This window comes from Saccharothrix sp. NRRL B-16348, from assembly GCF_001280085.1.
In the GTDB taxonomy this organism is placed as follows: domain Bacteria; phylum Actinomycetota; class Actinomycetes; order Mycobacteriales; family Pseudonocardiaceae; genus Actinosynnema.
On sequence record NZ_LGED01000217.1, the window covers coordinates 86,657 to 104,710 of the forward strand.

Below are 18,054 nucleotides of genomic sequence, written 5' to 3' on the forward strand. Positions count from 1 at the left end.
CTCCTCACTTGATGCCCGTCGTCGCGATCCCCTGGGTCAGGTAGCGCTGCCCGGCCAGGAAGAAGCCGAAGACCGGCGCCAGCCCGACCACCGACATGGCGAACAGCGGGCCCCACGAGCTGCGGCCCTGGCCGTCCACGAAGGTGCGCAGCGCCACCGGGACGGTGTGCAGGTCCTGGTCGGTCAGGAAGATCAGCTGGCTGAAGAAGTCGTTCCAGGTCCAGATGAACGTGAACACCGCCGTGGTGGCCAGGGCGGGCGTGCACAGCGGCATGACGATCCGCCAGAAGATCCGCCAGTGGCCGCAGCCGTCGATGCGGGCCGCCTCGTCCAGCTCTGTCGGCAGCGACCGGATGAACTGCACCATCAGGAAGATGAAGAACGCGTCGGTGGCCAGGAACTTCGGCACGACCAGCGGCAGGTAGGTGTTGATCCAGCCCAGCTCGGAGAACAGCACGTACCGGGGCACGATCAGCACGTGGACCGGCAGCATGATCGTGGCCAGCGTCATCGCGAACATGGCCTTCTTGCCGCGGAACTCCAGCCGGGCGAACGCGTACGCGGCCATCGAGCACGACAGCAGGTTCCCGACCACCGACGCGACCGCGATGATCGCCGAGTTGGCGAGGTAGCGCTGGAACGGGGCGCCCAGCGCGGTCCAGCCCTCGACGTAGTTGGCCAGGGAGAACCCGCTCGGCCACGGCGACGGGTCGCGGAAGATCGTGTCGGTCGGCTTGAACGAGCTCGACAGCAGCCACAGCAGCGGGTACAGCATCACCACGCCGAGCACGACCAGCAGGCCGTGCCGCAGCGGCACCGGCAGCCGGCGTTCACGCGCGTACGGGTCAGTCACCGTAGAACACCCATCGCTTGGCCAGCAGGAAGTTCACCGCGGTCAACGCCGCGATGATCACCAGCAGCAACCAGGCCAGCGCCGAGGCGTAGCCCATCTGGAACGCCCCGAAACCGCGCTGGTACAGGTACAGCGTGTAGAACAGCGTCTCGTCCGACGGACCGCCCGTGCCGCCGCTGACCACGAACGCCTGGGTGAACGTCTGGAACGCGCCGATCAGCTGCAGCACCAGGTTGAAGAAGATGATCGGGGTCAGCAGCGGCACCGTGACGTGCCGGAACCGCGCCCACCGGCCCGCCCCGTCCACTGTGGCCGCCTCGTAGTACGTGGTCGGCACCTGCCGCAGCCCGGCCAGGAAGATCACCATCGGCGCGCCGAACGTCCACACGTTGAGCAGCACGAGGGTGCCCAGCGCGAAGTCGGGGTGCGCGATCCAGCCGACGCCCTCCACGCCGACCAGGGCGAGCAGGTCGTTGACCAGGCCGTCGGTGCCGAACATCTGCCGCCACAGGATCGCGATCGACACGCTGCCCGCCAGCAACGACGGCAGGTAGTAGACCGACCGGTAGAACGCCAGGCCGCAGCCCCCGGTTGAGCAGCAGCGCCAGGCCCAGCGCCACGGCCAACTGCAGCGGCACGGAGACGAACACGTACCGGAACGTCACGCCGAGCGAGTTCAGCAGCCGTTCGTCGCCGAACATCCGGGTGTAGTTGGCGAGGCCCGTCCACTTCGGCGGGCGCAGCAGCGAGTAGTTCGTGAACGACAGGTAGAGCGAGGCCAGGATCGGGCCGATCGTGATCGTGACCATCCCGACGATCCACGGCGCCAGGAACGCGTAGGCCGCCCGACCGTCACGGCGGCGCAGACCACCCTTGGTCCGGGACTCGGCCACGCGCCCTCCTCGGTGACGTCGCGCACCGGACCCGCCCGGCGCCGCAGTCGGGGAAACCGCTTTCTTTCCGCACTCCTGTCTACCATCGACAACGCATTCCCTTGAACAACTTCGACAATTTGCGCAACCTTAGGAAAAAGGGCCGCAGTGACGTCGGCGGGTGATTTGCCCTGCCCCGGATCGTCCACCCGTGGGAGGTCGATCGCGGCCCGCTGCGGCTGATTTTCCGGTTTTCGCGGCTCCTTTCGCGAACAGGTTTACAGCGTGCACGACTACACCTTCCCGGTATCGCCCGGGACAGGCGGTTATCCCGCAACCGCGCCGTGATCGCCGTCACCGCCAACCGTCGATCCGCCACCCTCCTCGGGATACTGGGCCGGTGACCGCACGAGAGCCCCGCCTGGAGATCGAGTACTGCACGCAGTGCCGGTGGTTGCTGCGCGCCGGGTGGACCGCGCAGGAGCTGTTGACCACGTTCACCACCGAGCTGGGCGAAGTCGCCCTCGTCCCCGGCACGGGCGGTGTGTTCGACGTCCGGCTCGACGGCGAGACGCTGTGGTCCCGCAAGGCGCAGGACGGCTTCCCCGACCTGGCCGTCCTCAAGCAACTGGTGCGCGACCGAATCGCCCCCGACCGCGACCTGGGCCACACCGACCGCCACCGCAAGGCATCCCCGGAGTAGCCCCCGCCGCAGCAGGCCCCGCGCCACAGCAGGCCAGCACCGCAACAGGCCCGCGGCCCGCGCAGTCCCGGGCCGCAGCACGTCAGGGGCGCACCGGGTCAGGGCGCACCAGGTCAGGGCGCGGTAAGTAGGCGGCTACCTCGGCCAAGGCGTCCAACGTCGCCGCGTCGAGGTGACCGGCCGCGGGTTCGGCTTCGGCGATGGTGATCGTGGTGCGGTCGATGTCGGTGCCGTAGTTGTGGCCGGTGAACGTGATGTCGGCCAGGCCGAGCAACGACGCGCCGAGCGGGTGGATGTCGCCGCTGCCCTGGCGGTCCTCGATCCGCTTGAACGCACGCAGGTCACGCGTGGTCCGGAAGCCGACCCACGCCACTGACACGACGGCGTTGTTGCCCGCACCGTCGCCCACCGCGATCACCATCCGGTCCAGCGACGTGCATGGCGTGTGCGTGAAGAACTCCCGGACCTCGCCGTGCGAGGCGGACAGGCACTCCACCTGCCGCCGCACCCGGTCGTCGAGCCGTCGCATCCCCATCCGCTGCCACGCGCCGTCGCGGTCGCCCCGCTTCGCCGCCTTCTGCCCGTCCACCTTGCGCGCCGCCACGCTGGACGACCCGGCCGAACTGCCCGCGCTCGACCCCAGCAGTCCTCCCCCGCCGGCCGCGCCCGCGGAGCCCACCAGGCCCAACACCAGCACCCCGGCCGCCACGACCGTCCCCGGACCGACCTTCTTGTCGGTGATCGGCCTGACGCGGCCCTTACCGTCGGTGTAGAAACCCGGTGCCATGACTCGCTCCCCCTGATCGGTTCGTACCCCCGATCGGCAAGCTAACGACGGGCACCGACAATTCCGGTCCCTTCTCCGGCCGGGTCACCCGATCGTGCGACAAGAAGGACGGGGCCCCGCGCACGAATGCGAGGCCCCGTCCTGTGTGGAGAGTGCGTCAGCTGGTCGGGAAGTTGTCCGGCGTGCTGATCCGGCTCTTCAGCAACGCCCCGGACTCGGTGAGCACACCGCTGCTGGAGTAGTCACCGCCGTTGCAGGTGCCCGGGCGCAACGCCGCGCTGCTCTCGTTCGCGTCCGAGTAGGTCCAGTTCGCGTAACCGATCTTGAGCTGGTCGAGCAGGTCCAGCCACGCGGTGGTGCTCGCGCGGTCGAAGGTGCCGCCGCCCGTGGCCAGCACGCTGCCGAACTCCGTCACGAACAGCGGCAGCCGCGACGCGGCGCGGCTGACCGCGGCGCGGTAGTTGTCCTTGTGGCTCGCGGCGTAGAAGTGGAACGCGTACATGATGTTCGTGGCGTTGACCGGGTTGTTGATGACCTCGGTCTCGTTGGAGCCCTCCGACACGCCGAGCGACGACCAGGCGCGGGTGCCGACGATGACGACGGCGTCCGGGTCGGCGGCGCGGATCACCGGGATGACCTGCTCGGCGTAGCTCTTGATCGACGCCCAGCTCACGCCGTTCGGCTCGTTCGCGATCTCGTAGATCACGTTCTTCTTGTTCGCGTTGCGCTGCGCGACCGCGGCGAAGAAGGTCTTGGCCCGCTGCAGGTTGAAGTTCGGGTCACCCGGCGTGAGGATGTGGAAGTCGATCATCGCGTACATCCCGCGCGCCTCGGCCATGTCGACCAGGCTGTTCACGCGGTTGGTGAACGCGGACGGGTTGGTCTCGTAGCCCTGCTCCTGCACGTACATCGCGATGCGGAACAGGTCGGACTTCCAGTCGTTCGCCAGCGCGTCCAACGAGTTGTTGTTGTAGCACTTGTCGAACCACTGGATGCCGTGCGTGCTCATGCCGCGCAGCTGGACCGGGCGGTTGTACTGGTTGCACAGGTTGACGCCGCACACCCGCAGCTGGCCGTTGATCTCGACCGGGTTGCGGCCGACCGGCGGCGTCGTGGTCGTCGTCGTGGTGGTGGACGACGTGGTGGACGTCGACGTGGTCGAACCGGTGCAGGCGACGCCGTTGAGCGCGAACGACGTGGGAGTCGGGTTGCTGCCCGAGTACGAGCCGACGAAACCGAGGTCGGTCGACGCGCCGGTCGACAGCGTCCGGTTCCAGTCGACGTTGGTCGCGGTCGCCGTGGAGCCCGACTGGGTCCAGGTGGCGTTCCAGCCCTGGGTGACCCGCTGGGTGCTGTTCGGGAACGCGACGGTCAGCGACCACCCGCTGATGGGGTCGCCGAGGTTGGTGACCTTGACGCCGGCCTGGAACCCGCCGGACCACTGGCTGGTGACGGTGTAGTCGACCTTGCAGCCCTGGGCGGCGGCCACGGCGTTCGGCAACATCGTCGCCGCTGAGCCGAGGGCCACCGCGCAAGCCGCGAGAACTGCGGTGGAGCGCTTCACTGAGCCCCTCCTCGTCTTCGAAGGATGTCTGGGAGCGCTCCCAGACCCGCCGGGAACGTACACCGGGAGGCGCGCGCCCGTACAGAGCCCGTCTCACACCCTGACATTTCGCGGTGACCCTGCGTGTCGATCGATCACCGTTCGACCAGGTGGCGACCACCCGACGCGCCTGGTCAACGCGCCCCTCCCCCCGCGCGCACGCACCGACGGCACTCGCGGGCCGATGCGGCGACCACCCCGTGCGACGCGGTGGCCAGCACGCCGGCGAGCGCGGTCACCGGCCAGTCCGTCGACAACGCCGAGGTGACGCCCAGCGCGACGGCGGCGAGCGCCATGCCCACGGCGGCGGCGGTCGCCGTCCACGCCACGGCCAACGGCAAGCGGTGCGGCGTGGGCAGCATCCGCGTGAGCGGACCGGTGGCCACCAGCGCCGTCACGGCGAGCAGGCCGGCGGCGGTCGCCAGCGCGGCCAGGTGCACGGCGAGCGCGCCCAGCCGCCAGTCGACGGCGGCGGTGTGCACGAGGAGTTGGCACACCACCAGGACCGGCGCGGTGACGGCGGCGACGCGGGCGGTGCGGCGGGTCTGGGCGATGGTCAGCTCGCGCTGGAACGACGGCGCGATCTCGTCCGCCGCGCCGAAGTCGCGCACCGCGCGGCGGGCCGCTTGGACTCGGGGCACGCCGAAGCGGGTCTGCGCCTCCACCGCGTCGTCCAGCCCGTCGCGCACCTCGCGCATCATCGCGGCCTTCGCCCGCGCCGGGCCGTGCAGGGCCGTGGTCAGCGTCGCGAGGTAGTTCTCGACCGGGTCGACGTCGCGCACCGCGCTCACGTGGCGTGCCTCGCCGACGAGAGCACGGCACCGATCGTGGCGGTGAAGTCCCGCCACGTCGACCGCGCGTCCACCAGGTGGCGCCGACCCGCGTCGGTGAGCTCGTAGCAGCGCCGGGGACGGTCGGCGACGGGTTGCCAGCGGCTGCGCAGCAACCCCAGCCGTTCCAGCCGGTTCAACGCCGGGTAGACGGTGCCGGTGCGCAGTTCGAGCGCGCCGCCGCTGCGCCGCTGGACCGCGGTGATGACCGCGTAGCCGTGCAGCGGCCTCGGTTCGAGCACCGCGAGCAGCATCGCGTCCAGGTGCCCGCGCACCGCGTCCGCCTTCATGGGTTGGCAGCCTACACAACGGCTAGGTAGGTGTGGTACCTATTGGCAGCCGACATACGTTGGCTGCCTACGTACCCATGGAGCCCTGGTGACCAAGTTCCTGCTCTCGGTCCACGTCATCGCCGCGATCCTCGCCGTCGGGCCGATCGCCGTGGCCGCCTCGCTGTTCCCCCGGTTCGCGCGGGAGTCGCCCGACAAGATCGCCGCGTTTCTGCACCGGATCTGTCGCACGTACACCGTGATCGGGATCACCGTGCCGGTCTTCGGCGTCGCCACCGGCGCGAGCCTCGGCGTGCTCGGTGACGCGTGGCTGCTGGTGTCCGTGGCGCTGACGGCGGTCGCGGCGGGCCTGCTGGCGTTGGCGATCCTGCCCGCGCAGCGGCGGGTGCTCGACGGCGCGACCGGCGCGGCGAAGCGGCTGGCCATGACGACCGGCGTGTTCAACCTGCTGTGGGCGGTCGTGGTCGTGCTGATGATCGTGCGCCCCGGCTCGACGACGGGGGCGTGACGGTGCCGCGCCGGAACTCCGGAGTGGACGGACCGCGGTGCTCGCGGTTCCGGAACACGCCGACCGCCTGGTGCGGGGACGGAAGAGAGTCCCCGCACCAGGCGGCGCACTACCTGATCAGCTGATCAGCCGGCGGAGCAGGTCGGCGTGATGCCCGACGCCGAACCGGTGCCCTGGAAGCCGAACTCGGTCGACATCCCGGCCGCCACGTTGCCGTTGTAGCTGACGTTGCGCCACTGGACGGTGCCGCTGTTGCCGGAGCGGTCGGCGCTCCACGCGTTGGTCACCGACACGCCGGACGGCAGGTTGGTCGTGACCGTCCACCCGTTGATCGCCGAGGATCCGGCGGTGACCTTCACCGTGGCGACGAAACCACCGTTCCAGGAGTTCAGCGACACCGAAGCGGTGCAGCCACCCGGGCCGGGAACCGTGGTCGTGGTCGTCGTGGTGGGGCCGGTCGGGTCCGTCGTCGACGTCGTCGTCGACGTGGGCACGGTGGTGCCGCCGCTGTTGAGGGCGTTCAGCGTGGAGGTGTAGGCGGCCTTCTTGTTGCCGGAGCCGTCGAACAGCAGCGGGGTGCCCGAGGCGCGCCACGAGTCGGTGTCCCGGATGCCCCACACCGTGAGTCGGTGTCCCGGATGCCCCACACCGTGATGCCGGTGCAACGGGCGACCGCGAGGCACGCCTTCACGACGCGCTCGTAGTTGGACGCCTGCGCGGAGCCGGAGCCCTCGATGTCCAGCTCGGTGATCTGCACGTCCACGCCCAGGTTGGCGAAGTTCTGCAGCGTGGTCTGGTAGTTACCGGGCACCGGGCTCTGGCTGTTGAAGTGCGACTGCAACCCGACGCAGTCGATCGGCACGCCGCGCTGCTTGAAGTCCTGCACCATCCGGTAGACGGCCTGGGTCTTCGCGTGCGTCCAGTCGTCGGTGTTGTAGTCGTTGTAGCAGAGCTTGGCGCCCGGGTCCGCCGCACGCGCCGCCCGGAACGAGGCCTCGATCCAGTCGTTGCCCGTCCGCTGCAGGTTCGAGTCACGACGCGCACCCGAACTGCCGTCCTGGAACGCCTCGTTCACCACGTCCCAGGCGTAGATCTTGCCCCGGTAGTAGGTGGCCACCTGCGTGACGTGGTTGAGCAACGCCGACCGCAGCGCGCTGCCCGACATGCTCTGCATCCAACCCGGCTGCTGCGAGTGCCACGCCAGGGCGTGGCCGCGCACCCGCATGCCCTGACTGCGCGCGTGGTTCACGATCCGGTCGCCGTTGGTGTAGCTGAACCGGTTCTGCTGCGGTTCAGTGGCGTCCATCTTCATTTCGTTCTCGGCCGTCACCATGTTGAACTCACGGTTCAGGATCCCCATGTACGTGGAGTCGCCCATCCTGCCCGCGGCGACGGCCGTGCCGAAGTAGCGGCCCGACTCGGCCGCGGAGGCGCCGAGAGTGGTCCCGGCGCTGGCCGACGTCGCCAGGAGCACCGCGGCACCCGTGGTGGCGGTTACCAACGTCGACACGAGTGCCGCTCGCAACACTGACCTCGATGTCAGCTTCATGTTTGCACCTTCTGGGAGCACCTGCGGGTTCGGCAGGTGGTGGTTGGGTTGCTCGGGCGACCCGGACCGCCGGGGCGGGGTGATCCGGATCCGCACACTTGGCGAGGGAGGGCCCGGTGCCACGGGATTCCTCCACGCCAACGACAGTTCGTTGAGTCGGTCCTCCAGAGAGCGTGCGCAGCGCAGGCGGAAACCGTCGGGGGCGGCACCCGACCGCAGCCAGCCTGAAACTTTTAGAAGTATTAACCGAAACAGATAGGTCTGGCAAGCACTGAAACACGGCAACCTTGCGACCCCGCGCAGGCCCCTGTGCAACAGTCTCGCAGGTAGGCGGCCGGGTGGGCGCCAGCGAAACAGCCCGACACAAGTCGGCCCGAGACCGCGAAACCCCTGTTGAGACGGCATATCGTGCTGCCCCTGAACCGATACCGACCACCGTTCGATGACGCCCTGGGCAATATTCGGCAGGGTTCGAAACTGTTCGAAAGAAGATTCGCAACTTTATCGGTCCGCCTGGTCCGATTACCGGCAGGTGGATTACGCCGATCGCACCTGGGCCGACTCGTTCAGGGGCATGACACGGTCGTTCACGGGCAGGGCTACAGCGGCCAGCCCGTGTACGCCTCGGCGAGGTGCGTGGCGGCGGCCGTGCTGGAGGTGACCAGTTCCAGCTCGCCGAGCTGCCGCTTGACGTCGAACGGCGAACCGGCCGGGTCGGTGTGCAGCATCGACGTCATCCACCACGAGAAGTGCTGCGCCCGCCACACGCGCCGGGCCGCGGTCGGTCCGTAGGCGTCCAGCGACTCGGTGGACCCGGTGGCGAAGTGGTCGGCCAGCGCGCGGGCGAGCACGACGACGTCGGCCACCGCGAGGTTGAGTCCTTTCGCGCCGGTGGGCGGCACGACGTGCGCGGCGTCGCCGGCCAGGAACAACCGGCCGTGCCGCATCGGCTCGCACACGTAGCTGCGCATCGGGATCACGCCCCGGTCGAAGATGCGGCCCTCCGCCAGGCTGAACCCGTTGCCCGCGACCCGGGCGTTCAGCTCGGCCCAGATCCGGTCGTCGCTCCAGTCGTCGGCCCGTTCGTCGGGGTCGCACTGGAAGTACATCCGCTGCACCTGGGGCGTCCGCGTGCTGATCAGCGCGAACCCGCGCTCGGAGTGGGCGTAGATCAGCTCCTTCGAGGACGGTGGGGCCTCCGCCAGGATGCCGAACCACCCGAACGGGTAGGCGCGGAAGTAGTCCGTGCGCTCGCCGTCGGGCACGGCGCGCCTGCTGATGCCCGAGGAGCCGTCGCAGCCGGCGATCACGTCGCAGCGCAGCTCCACCGGCGTGCCGTCGGCGTCGGTGAACGAGAGGACCGGCTCGTCGGACGTGATGCCGTGCAGCGCCACGTCGCTCGCCTCGAACCGGATGTCGGCGCCGGCCGCGAGCCGTGCCGCGATCAGGTCCTTGAGCACTTCGTGCTGCGGGTAGAGCCAGACCGCCCGGCCGGTGAGCCCGGTGAAGTCGATCCGGTGGCCCTCGCCGCCGAACCGCAGCTCGATCCCCTCGTGCCGCGCGCCCTCGGCCAGCGCACGCGCGCCGACGCCCATCGCGGTCAGCAGCTCCACCGTGCCCTGTTCCAGGACACCGGCGCGGATCGTCTGCTCGATCGCCGCACGGCCGCGCGTCTCGACGACCACGGAGTCGATCCCGCGTTCGGCCAGCAAGTGGGACAGCACCAGGCCGGCCGGGCCGGCCCCGACGATTCCAACTCTCGTTCGCATGGGTCAACCCAAGGGCGACGCGCGACCGTTCGCCAAGGATCGACTTCCACTGGGTGAAAGTGGCGGTGATTCCGGTGCGGCCTCGCGGTTACGTTCGGTGCCCGGCGTTCGAAGGAGAACCAGCATGGCGGTCAACCGCGACGGGCACCGGCGATCGATGGCCGGGCGGGCGCTGGCGCTGCTGGGCGTGTTCGACGCCGAGCAGCCGCGGCTGAAGCTGACCGAGCTGGCGCGGCGCGCCGACCTGCCGTTGGCGACGGCCCACCGGCTGGCGGGCGAACTGGTCACGTGGGGCGCGCTGGAACGTGACGCGGACGGGCACTACAACATCGGCCTGCGGCTGTGGGAGGCGGCGACGCTGGCGCCGGTGGCCGGTCGGCTGCGGGAGGTCGCGCTGCCGTTCATGCAGGACCTCTACGAGGCGACGCGCGAGAACATCCACCTCGCCGTGCACGACGGCTTCGACGCGCTGTACGTGGAGAAGCTCTCCGGTCACCGCTCGGTGCCCATCATCTCCCGCACCGGCGCACGGCTGCCGTTGCACTCGACCGGCGTCGGCAAGGCCCTGCTCGCGCGCGCCGACCCGGAGTTCGTGCGCGGCTACCTCGAACGCCCCCTGCGCCGCTGCACGCGGTACACGATCACCGAGGGGGCACGGCTGGCGCGCGAGCTGCGTGCGACGGCCGAACGCGGGTACGCGCTGACCAACGAGGAGATGACGCTCGGCTCGTGCTCGGTCGCCGTCGCCATCCCGGCGGACGGCCACGAGCCGGCCGGCGCCCTGGGCATCGTGGTCCGCTCGGTCCGCACCGACCTGCACCGCCTGGTGCCGGACCTGCGTGCCGCGGCGGACGCGATCGCACGACGGCTGGACACCGCACCCCACCGCGCCGTCCGCCCAACCTGAGCGTTGAACTCACCCAACCTGAACGTAGGACACGGTCGTTCCGAACGTAGGACACGCGCGACCTGAAGGTACGACACGCGCGACGCGAACGTAGGACTCTCGCGCGTGTCCTACGTTCAGAACGCGCGTGTCCTACGTTCAGAACGCGCGTGTCGAACGTTCAGGTTGGGCGTGTCGAACGCTCAGGGTGCGTGAGTCCTACGTTCAGGGGGCGAGAGTCCTACGTTCGGGGTGTGTGAGTTCTACGTTCGGGATGCGTGGGGTGAGCGGTCGGGGTCGGGGGTGGGGAGGGGGAGTGCGCGCAGGTCGGCCTTGCGGACCTTGCCCGAGCCGGTGCGCGGCAGGCGTTCGACCACGTCGACGTGCACCGGCACCTTGTACTTGGCCAGGCGGGCGAGCAGGAACTCGCGCAGCTCCTCCCGCGTCGGCCCGCCGCCGGCGGCGTACCGCACGAACGCCCGGCCGACCTCGCCCCACCGCGGGTCCGGCACGCCGACGACGGCGGCTTCCACCACGGCCGGGTGTTCGACCAGCGCGTTCTCCACCTCGGCCGGGTAGACGTTCTCGCCGCCGGAGATGAACATGTCCTTCAGCCGGTCCACCACGTGCAGGTGGCCGTCGCCGTCGAACCGCCCGATGTCGCCGGTGCGGAACCACCCGTCCGGCAGGAACGCGGCGGCCGTCGCGCCGGGGTCGCGCCAGTAGCCGGGAGTGACGTTCGGCCCGCGGACCTGCACCTCGCCCGGCTCGTCAACCGCGGCGTCCACCCCTTCGGCACGCGCGACCCGGACCTCGCCGAAGAACACGGGCACCCCCGCCGACCCGACCTTGCGGACGCTCTCCCCCGCCTCCAGGAACGTCGCACCGGGCGCGGTCTCGGTGAGGCCGTAGCCCTGGCAGAACGTCAGTCCCCGCTCCTGGTAGGCGCGGATGAGTGAGTCGGGCACGGACGCGCCGCCGCACAGCAGGTGCCGCAACGACGACAGGTCGGCGGTCGCCCAACGCGGTGACGCAGCCAGGTCGGCATACATGGTGGCCACGCCGAACGTCAGCGTGACCCGCTCACGCTCGATGAGGTCGTACACCCGATCGACGTCCCACGACGAGGTGATCACCGCCGTGCCGCCCTTGATGAACGTGGGCAGCAACGTCTGCGCGAGCGCGGCGACGTGGAACAGCGGCGCGGACACCAGCGTGCACTCGGTACTGGTGACGTCCACGCCCACCAGCAGGTTGTAGGTGTTCCAGATCAGGTTGGCGTGCGTGAGCATCGCACCCTTCGGGCGACCCGTCGTGCCGGACGTGTAGAGGATGAGGGCGACGTCCTCGGCCGCCACGGCCTCGTCGATCGGCTCGTCAGAACCGGCAGCCAGCCACTCCTCGTACCTCGAATCCACCGCGACGACCGCACCGGAGAACGCCGAGCGCACGACGTCCGCGAACCCCGGCCCGTGCACCAGCACCGACGGCTCCGAGTCCGCCAGCACGTACCGCACCTCGGGCGCGGTGAGGCGGAAGTTCACCGGCACGAAGATCGCGCCGAGCACGTGCGCGGCGAACATCGTCTCGACGAACGACGGGTGGTTGGGCCCCAGGTAGGCGACCCTGTCCCCCGGCCCCACGCCCGCCGCGCGCAACCGGTGCGCCAAGCGCGTCACGCGCACGGCCAGCTCCGCGTACGTCAGCTGTCCGGAGTGGACCACCGCGACCCGTCCCGGCGACATCCGCGCCCGCCGGTACGGCCAGCTCCCGAGCCCCGAGTTCCGCACTTCGGCCCTCCTGTCAGGAAACGGCGACCGACTTGAGATCACGCGTGCCGGTCTCCTTCAACGCCAGCACGCACACGACGGTGAGCAGGCAGAACCCGGCGATGGTGGCCGAGATGAGCGTCAGCCCCTGTCCGCCGGTCGACCGCTGGATCCCGGCGAACAGCAGCGGCGCGACACCCGCGCCGAGCCCCGCGATCTGGTAGCCGAGCGACGCGCCCGTGTAGCGGTTCTCCGTGCTGAACAGCTCGCTGTAGAGAGCCGCGAGCGGCCCGTACATCATCGGGTGGATCACCGCCTGGCCCAGCACCAGCGCGACGGTCAGCAACACCGTGTCACCGCTGTCCACCAAGGGGAACAGCACGAACGAGTACACCGCCATCGCGATGGCGCCCGCCACCACGACCGGCCGCCGACCGAACCGGTCCGACGCGGCCGCCCACCCGAGGATGCCCACGACGGCGCAGGCGGAGGACAGCGTGAGCGCGTTGAGCACGGTCTGCCGCGCGTGACCGGCCGCCACCCCGTGCGCCAGCACGAACGTCGTCAACGTCGACTGCGAGACGAACGCGGCCAGCCCCACGCCGATGCCCAGCAGCAGCACGCGCGGGTGGTCGCGCAGCACCTCCACCACCGGCACGCGCCGCTTGACGCCCGCCTCCCGCACCGCCTGGAACGCCGGCGTCTCCTCGACCCGGTGCCGCACGAACAGCCCGACGCCGAGCAGCACGATGCTGATCAGGAACGGGATCCGCCAGCCCCACTCCAGGAACGCCCGCTCACCCACCAGGGCGGCGGTCGCCGTCAGCGCCAACGTCGACAGCACCATCCCGCACGGCGCGCCCGCGTTGGTGAACCCGGCCCACAGCCCGCGCCTGCGGGTGGCGTGCTCGGCGGACATCAGCACCGCGCCGCCCCACTCGCCGCCGACCGCGATGCCCTGCACCACGCGCAGGACGACCAGGCCGACCGGCGCGAGCCCGCCCACCTGGGCGTAGGTGGGCAGCAGTCCGATGAGGAAGCTGGCCACGCCCATCAACGTCATGGTCAGCACGAGCATCCGCTTGCGGCCCAACAGGTCGCCGAAGTGCCCGAACAGGACCCCGCCGAGCGGGCGGGCCAGGTAGCCGGTGGCGAACGTGCCGAAGCTCGCGATGGTCGCCACGACCGGGTCGAGGGACGAGAAGAAGACCTTGTTGAACACCACCGCGGACGCCGTGGCGTAGAGCAGGAAGTCGTAGTACTCGATCACGCTGCCGAGGAAGCTCGACGCGACGGCGCGGCGGAGTTGGACGTTGGGTGCGTTCTGCGTGGTCGACATGGTGGCCCCCTCAGGGGTAGTGCCGGTACACGGCGCGCGCGACGCACGCCGGCTTTTCCGTGCCGTCGATCTCGACGGTGAAGTCCAGCACCAGCTGGACGCCGCCGTCCGCGACCTCGTCCGCCGAGACGACGCGGCCCGCGAGCCTGATCTTGTCGCCGACGCGCACCGGGTTGGGGAAGCGCACCTTCTCCAGCCCGTAGTTGACGCTCATCCGGACGCCGTCGATGGCCAGCAGCTCCCCGAACATGGGGATGATCAGCGACAACGTGAGGTAGCCGTGCGCGATGGTCGTGCCGAACGGCCCGGTGGCCGCCCGTTCCGGGTCGACGTGGATCCACTGGTGGTCGTCGGCGGCGTCGGCGAAGGTGTCGACCCGGTCCTGGGTGATCTCACGCCACCCGGTGTGCCCGAGGTCCTGCCCGGCCAGCGCGAGGAGTTCCGCCGGGCCGTTCGCGGTGGTGGTCATGTGCGCTCCGAGTCCGTGGTGTCGAGGCCGAGCAGCCTGGCCGCGTTGAGCTTGAGGATCTTGGGCCGGACGGCGGGCTTGAGGTCGAGCGCCTCGAAGTCGGCCAGCCAGCGGTCCGGTGTGATCACCGGGTAGTCCGAGCCGAACAGCACCTTGTCCTGCAGCAGCGAGTTGGCGTAGCGGACGAGCTGCGGCGGGAAGTACTTGGGCGACCACCCGGACAGGTCGATGTACACGTGCGGCTTGTGCGTGGCCACCGCCAAGGCCTCGTCCTGCCAGGGGAACGAGGGGTGCGCCAGGACGATCCGCAGCTCCGGGAAGTCGACGGCCACGTCGTCCACCAGCATGGGGTTGGAGTGCTTCAGGCGGATTCCACCGCCACCGGGCACGCCCGCGCCGATCCCGGTCTGCCCGGTGTGGAACAGCGCGGGCACGCCGAGTTCCTCGATGACCTCGTACAACGGGTACGCCATCGGGTCGTTCGGCGCGAAGCCCTGGAGGCTGGGGTGGAACTTGAAGCCGCGCACGCCGTGCCGCTCGACCAGCCTGCGCACCTCCCGCGCGCCCGCCCGGCCCTTCCACGGGTCGACGCTCGCGAACGGGATCAGCACGTCGGGGTGCTCGGCGCAGTTCTCCGCGACCTCCTCGTTCGGGATGCGCGGGTGGCCGGTGGCGTGCTCGGCGTCGACCGTGAAGACCACCGCCGCCATCCGCCGTTCCCGGTAGTGCGCGGCGGTCTCGTCGATCGTGGGCTGCCGGTGGCCGTGCGCCCCGAAGTACTTCTCGGACGCGGCCAGCAGCTCGGGGCTCAACGACGAGTGGCCGTCCTTCGACACCTCGGCGTGGGTGTGGACGTCGATGGCCACGAGGTCGTCCAAGGCGAGGTCCACGTCAGACCGCCGGCGGGTTCGGGGCGGGGATGCCGTAGGTCTCCGGTTCCGCGCCGACACCGGTCGCCCACGACTCGGCGATGGCGTCCGCGGTCCACCCGCCGTCGGCGAGCGCCACCGCCTTCTCGTGCGGGTGCGCCCAGAGGGCGAGCCGGTCGCCGCCGATGCCGATGGCCTGGCCCGTGATCCGCCGTGCCGCGTCGGAGGCCAGGAAGACGATCAACGACGCGACGTCCTCGACCGTGCCGAGGCCCTCGTCCTTGCGCAGCCAGTCCGGGAACGGCGCGCCGGTGCGCTCGGCCTCCTCGATGACGGGCGCGAACGCCGGGATGGTCCGGGTCATCTCGGTCGCGGCGACCGGCACCACGGCGTTGACCGCGATCTCCGCGCGGGCCAGCTCCATCGCCCACGTGCGGGCCATGGCGACGATGCCCGCCTTCGCCGCCGCGTAGTTGGTCTGTCCGAAGTTGCCGCGCTGGCCGGCGGGCGACGAGATCAGCACCAGGCTGCCGCCCCGGCCCTGCTCCCGCATCCGGACGGCCGCCGCGCGGGCGCAGGTGAACGTGCCGCGCAGGTGCACGTCGACCACCGCGTCGAAGTCCTCGTCGGACATCTTCCAGAGCACCCGGTCGCGCAGGATGCCCGCGTTGGTGACCATGACGTCGAGCCCGCCGAACTCGTCGACGGCGGTCGTGACCAGCCGGTCGGCGGTCGCGGTCGGACCGACCGGCGCGACCACGGCGACCGCGCGCCCGCCCTCCGCCTCGATCGTCTTCACGGCCGCGGCCGCCGCGTCGGCGTCCACGTCGTTGACCACGACCGCCGCGCCCGCTCGTGCCAAGGCTTCCGCGTACGCCCGGCCCAGACCACGGCCACTGCCGGTGACCACGGCGACCTTCCCTCGCAGTTCCATGACGGCGAAGTTACGGCACTTTCGTGACGGCCGTCCAGAGTCTGCCCAATATCGTTTCCCGGCGTCGGTCCTCACCGGCGGGATGTCCACCGGGAAGGCTTACGGCGTTTCACCCGCCCGCGACAGGGACGGGCAGGCGGGTCTTCGAGAGGTCCGGCTTCCGGTTCACCGCGTGGCGCGGGAGGCCGTGTCGGTGAGGAACTCGGTGGGCGTGCAGCCGGTGAGCGTGCGGAAGTCGCGGTTGAGGTGGGCCTGGTCGGCGTAGCCGCACGTGCGCGCGACGTCCGCCCACGCGGGCGGTGACGCCGCCGTCAGCAGCGACGCGGCGTGGTGGAGCCGCGCGACCCGGGCGAAGGTCTTGGGTGTCAGGCCGATCTGCTCGCGGAACCGGGTGCCGAGGTGTTGGCGGGTCCAGCCCACCTCGTCGGCGAGCGCTTCGACGCGCAGGCGACCGGCCGTCTCGGTCAACCGGTGCCACGCGCCGTGCACCTGCCTGGCCAGGACGGGGCCGTGTCGCACCCGTGCGGCCAGGTAGTCGTCCAGGAGCCGGAACCGGGCCGTCCAGTCGGGAGCCCCGGCGATCCGCTCGGCCAGCAGGTGCGCCCCCGCGCCGAGCAGGTCGTCCAGCCCGACGGCGGTGTTGGCCAACTCCCGCAGGGGCAGGCCGAACAACGCGTAGGCGCCGGCGGGGGTCATCGCGATGGTGATCCCCCGCGACGGCCCCGCCTGCTCCACCGTCCACGGCCGGTCCCGCAGCCCCAGGACCGGTGACGTCGGCACGTCCCGGCCCGCCTCGGGGTCCGGCGCGGTGGCGCGGCGGACCGGCGGCGCTTCGAGCTCGACGGACACCACCACCACGCCGAGCGGCGCCACCCGCCAGGGCGTCAGGTCCATCCGCCGGTAGTCGTGCGCGGCGTAGGTCAGCACGTGGCCGGCCAGCCTCGGGTCGGGTCGGCCGAAGACGCGTTCGGCCGGCGTCCGCACGACGTCCCGGCGCGGCACCACCAGCGACCACTCGGCCATCGGCCCTCCCCCGCCGGCCACCTTACTTTCTTCCAAGACGACCGGCGGCGCGGTCCTTAGGGTCGATCTCCTTCGCACGGAAGGGGATCGCTCATGTCAGGGATTGGCGAGTTCAGGAATCCGGAGGCCCGGGCGCGGTACTTCGCCGCGTACGACCGGGCGATGGCCGAGTGCCCGACACCGGACGGCGTGCTCGACGTCGAGACCCGGCACGGCACCACCCGGGTCTACCGGTTCGGCCTCGGCGACGCGCCACCGATCGTGCTGCTGCCGGGTCTCATGGCCACGTCGGCGTGCTACGCGCACCTGATCCCGGCGCTCGCGGCGCACCACCCGGTGTACACCGTCGACACCCTGGGCGAGGCGGGCCGGAGCGTGCACACCGCGCCGTTCCAGGACCTCCCGGACCGCGCGCGGTGCCTCGACGACGTGCTCGACCGCCTGGGGCTCACCGACGTGCACCTGGTCGGCGCCTCCACCGGCGGGTGGCACGCGCTCAACCAGGCCATCCACGCGCCGGACCGGATCGCGTCGGTCGGCGTGCTCGACCCGACCACGGTGACCGCGCCGTTCCGCCGGTCCGTGGTCCTGTTCGGCCTGGTCGCGGGCGTGCTCGACCAGGAGTGGCTGTGGCGGCGCTTCCTGCGGCGGTCCGCCGGCGCGGACGTCGCGCACCGGCCGGACGCGCGGCTGGTGCTCACCGCGATCCGCACCTACCGGCCGCGGGTGCCGTTCCAGGCGCGTCCCACCGACGACGAGATCCGGTCGGTGCGGGTGCCCGTGCTGGCCGTCTTCGGCGCACGCGGCACCGTGCAGGACTCGGTCGCCGCCGCCGACCGCCTCCGGGCGCTGCTGCCCCGCGCCGACGTCGACACCCTGCCGGACGCGGGCCACGACGTGACGCTGCGCCCGGAGGACCGCGCCCACGTCGTCGGACGGGTGCTGGACTTCGTCCGGCGCACGGCCGCTCGACCCGGATGAGCCCGCGCGCCGGTGGCGGC

19 protein-coding genes are annotated in these 18,054 nt (G+C 70.9%); 4 read left to right on the forward strand and 15 right to left on the reverse strand.

Annotation, left to right across the window (positions count from 1 at the left end; translation table 11 throughout):
- Positions 1 to 4: 4 nt before the first annotated feature.
- Positions 5 to 853: a carbohydrate ABC transporter permease gene (locus ADK67_RS29430; RefSeq protein WP_053719779.1), complete on the reverse strand. Its 849-nt coding sequence runs from the start codon at positions 851 to 853 to the stop codon at positions 5 to 7.
- On the reverse strand, positions 846 to 1,379 hold the full coding sequence (locus tag ADK67_RS29435; protein WP_197289672.1) for a carbohydrate ABC transporter permease: 534 nt from the start codon (positions 1,377 to 1,379) through the stop codon (positions 846 to 848). The genes ADK67_RS29430 and ADK67_RS29435 overlap by 8 nt, the downstream gene beginning before the upstream one ends.
- 746 nt (positions 1,380 to 2,125) lie before the next feature.
- Here ADK67_RS29435 and ADK67_RS29440 point away from each other — a divergent pair.
- Positions 2,126 to 2,428 (forward strand): SelT/SelW/SelH family protein, encoded by a 303-nt coding sequence (locus ADK67_RS29440; protein WP_053719780.1) that lies wholly within the window; start codon positions 2,126 to 2,128, stop codon positions 2,426 to 2,428.
- Between the two features lie 82 nt (positions 2,429 to 2,510).
- On the opposite strand, the gene ADK67_RS29445 is transcribed toward ADK67_RS29440, so the two are convergent.
- The 4 genes from ADK67_RS29445 to ADK67_RS29460 all read right to left on the reverse strand — a co-directional run bounded on the left by ADK67_RS29445 (position 2,511) and on the right by ADK67_RS29460 (position 5,938).
- On the reverse strand, positions 2,511 to 3,215 hold the full coding sequence (locus tag ADK67_RS29445; protein WP_053719781.1) for a hypothetical protein: 705 nt from the start codon (positions 3,213 to 3,215) through the stop codon (positions 2,511 to 2,513).
- Positions 3,216 to 3,372: 157 nt separating this feature from the next.
- A complete protein-coding gene (locus tag ADK67_RS29450; protein ID WP_053719782.1) occupies positions 3,373 to 4,779 on the reverse strand; it encodes a cellulase family glycosylhydrolase in 1,407 nt (468 codons plus the stop codon).
- Between the two features lie 173 nt (positions 4,780 to 4,952).
- Positions 4,953 to 5,609 (reverse strand): permease prefix domain 1-containing protein, encoded by a 657-nt coding sequence (locus ADK67_RS51345; protein WP_053719783.1) that lies wholly within the window; start codon positions 5,607 to 5,609, stop codon positions 4,953 to 4,955.
- On the reverse strand, positions 5,606 to 5,938 hold the full coding sequence (locus ADK67_RS29460; RefSeq protein WP_053719784.1) for a PadR family transcriptional regulator: 333 nt from the start codon (positions 5,936 to 5,938) through the stop codon (positions 5,606 to 5,608). Before ADK67_RS29460 ends, ADK67_RS51345 begins: the two co-directional genes overlap by 4 nt.
- An 88-nt stretch (positions 5,939 to 6,026) precedes the next feature.
- Between ADK67_RS29460 and ADK67_RS29465 the strand changes: the two genes are divergently transcribed.
- Positions 6,027 to 6,446 (forward strand): hypothetical protein, encoded by a 420-nt coding sequence (locus ADK67_RS29465; protein ID WP_053719785.1) that lies wholly within the window; start codon positions 6,027 to 6,029, stop codon positions 6,444 to 6,446.
- Between the two features lie 125 nt (positions 6,447 to 6,571).
- On the opposite strand, the gene ADK67_RS55440 is transcribed toward ADK67_RS29465, so the two are convergent.
- From ADK67_RS55440 to ADK67_RS29475, 3 genes are all read right to left on the reverse strand, one after another.
- Positions 6,572 to 7,066 carry a cellulose binding domain-containing protein gene (locus ADK67_RS55440; RefSeq protein ID WP_442974201.1) on the reverse strand — a complete coding sequence of 165 codons (495 nt, stop codon included), beginning with the start codon at positions 7,064 to 7,066 and terminating at the stop codon, positions 6,572 to 6,574.
- A complete protein-coding gene (locus tag ADK67_RS29470) occupies positions 6,967 to 7,995 on the reverse strand; it encodes an endo-1,4-beta-xylanase (protein WP_442974202.1) in 1,029 nt (342 codons plus the stop codon). Before ADK67_RS29470 ends, ADK67_RS55440 begins: the two co-directional genes overlap by 100 nt.
- A 599-nt stretch (positions 7,996 to 8,594) precedes the next feature.
- On the reverse strand, positions 8,595 to 9,764 hold the full coding sequence (locus ADK67_RS29475; RefSeq protein WP_053719786.1) for a 4-hydroxybenzoate 3-monooxygenase: 1,170 nt from the start codon (positions 9,762 to 9,764) through the stop codon (positions 8,595 to 8,597).
- Positions 9,765 to 9,888: 124 nt separating this feature from the next.
- Between ADK67_RS29475 and ADK67_RS29480 the strand changes: the two genes are divergently transcribed.
- Complete coding sequence (locus tag ADK67_RS29480; protein WP_053719787.1) at positions 9,889 to 10,671, forward strand: IclR family transcriptional regulator; 783 nt, start codon at positions 9,889 to 9,891, stop codon at positions 10,669 to 10,671.
- 242 nt (positions 10,672 to 10,913) lie between these two features.
- Here the strand turns inward: ADK67_RS29480 and ADK67_RS29485 are convergent, their stop codons facing one another.
- The 6 genes from ADK67_RS29485 to ADK67_RS29510 form a co-directional block, all read right to left on the reverse strand.
- On the reverse strand, positions 10,914 to 12,440 hold the full coding sequence (locus ADK67_RS29485; RefSeq protein WP_053719788.1) for an acyl-CoA synthetase: 1,527 nt from the start codon (positions 12,438 to 12,440) through the stop codon (positions 10,914 to 10,916).
- A 13-nt stretch (positions 12,441 to 12,453) separates the two neighbouring features.
- A complete protein-coding gene (locus ADK67_RS29490; RefSeq protein WP_053719789.1) occupies positions 12,454 to 13,758 on the reverse strand; it encodes an MFS transporter in 1,305 nt (434 codons plus the stop codon).
- 10 nt (positions 13,759 to 13,768) lie between these two features.
- Positions 13,769 to 14,227, reverse strand: a complete 459-nt coding sequence (locus ADK67_RS29495; RefSeq protein ID WP_053719790.1) for a MaoC family dehydratase — start codon at positions 14,225 to 14,227, stop codon at positions 13,769 to 13,771.
- Positions 14,224 to 15,117, reverse strand: a complete 894-nt coding sequence (locus ADK67_RS29500) for an amidohydrolase family protein (protein WP_053719791.1) — start codon at positions 15,115 to 15,117, stop codon at positions 14,224 to 14,226. Before ADK67_RS29500 ends, ADK67_RS29495 begins: the two co-directional genes overlap by 4 nt.
- 1 nt (position 15,118) lies before the next feature.
- Entirely contained in the window at positions 15,119 to 16,030 is a 912-nt protein-coding gene (locus tag ADK67_RS29505) for an SDR family oxidoreductase (protein WP_053719792.1), read from the reverse strand.
- Positions 16,031 to 16,195: 165 nt separating this feature from the next.
- Positions 16,196 to 17,053: a helix-turn-helix transcriptional regulator gene (locus tag ADK67_RS29510; protein WP_053719793.1), complete on the reverse strand. Its 858-nt coding sequence runs from the start codon at positions 17,051 to 17,053 to the stop codon at positions 16,196 to 16,198.
- Between the two features lie 93 nt (positions 17,054 to 17,146).
- Here ADK67_RS29510 and ADK67_RS29515 point away from each other — a divergent pair, with 93 nt between their 5' ends.
- Positions 17,147 to 18,034 carry an alpha/beta fold hydrolase gene (locus tag ADK67_RS29515; RefSeq protein ID WP_053719794.1) on the forward strand — a complete coding sequence of 296 codons (888 nt, stop codon included), beginning with the start codon at positions 17,147 to 17,149 and terminating at the stop codon, positions 18,032 to 18,034.
- Positions 18,035 to 18,054: the final 20 nt, after the last annotated feature.

Bases quoted from the DNA above. Each gene is read 5' to 3' on its own strand.
- ADK67_RS29445 (WP_053719781.1), bottom strand. From the start codon at position 3,215: ATGGCACCGGGTTTCTACACCGACGGTAAGGGCCGCGTCAGGCCGATC.
- ADK67_RS29460 (WP_053719784.1), bottom strand. From the start codon at position 5,938: ATGAAGGCGGACGCGGTGCGCGGGCACCTGGACGCGATGCTGCTCGCG.
- ADK67_RS29470 (WP_442974202.1), bottom strand. From the start codon at position 7,995: ATGAAGCTGACATCGAGGTCAGTGTTGCGAGCGGCACTCGTGTCGACG.
- ADK67_RS29475 (WP_053719786.1), bottom strand. From the start codon at position 9,764: ATGCGAACGAGAGTTGGAATCGTCGGGGCCGGCCCGGCCGGCCTGGTG.
- ADK67_RS29480 (WP_053719787.1), top strand. From the start codon at position 9,889: ATGGCGGTCAACCGCGACGGGCACCGGCGATCGATGGCCGGGCGGGCG.
- ADK67_RS29490 (WP_053719789.1), bottom strand. From the start codon at position 13,758: ATGTCGACCACGCAGAACGCACCCAACGTCCAACTCCGCCGCGCCGTC.
- ADK67_RS29495 (WP_053719790.1), bottom strand. From the start codon at position 14,227: ATGACCACCACCGCGAACGGCCCGGCGGAACTCCTCGCGCTGGCCGGG.
- ADK67_RS29505 (WP_053719792.1), bottom strand. From the start codon at position 16,030: ATGGAACTGCGAGGGAAGGTCGCCGTGGTCACCGGCAGTGGCCGTGGT.
- ADK67_RS29510 (WP_053719793.1), bottom strand. From the start codon at position 17,053: ATGGCCGAGTGGTCGCTGGTGGTGCCGCGCCGGGACGTCGTGCGGACG.
- ADK67_RS29515 (WP_053719794.1), top strand. From the start codon at position 17,147: ATGTCAGGGATTGGCGAGTTCAGGAATCCGGAGGCCCGGGCGCGGTAC.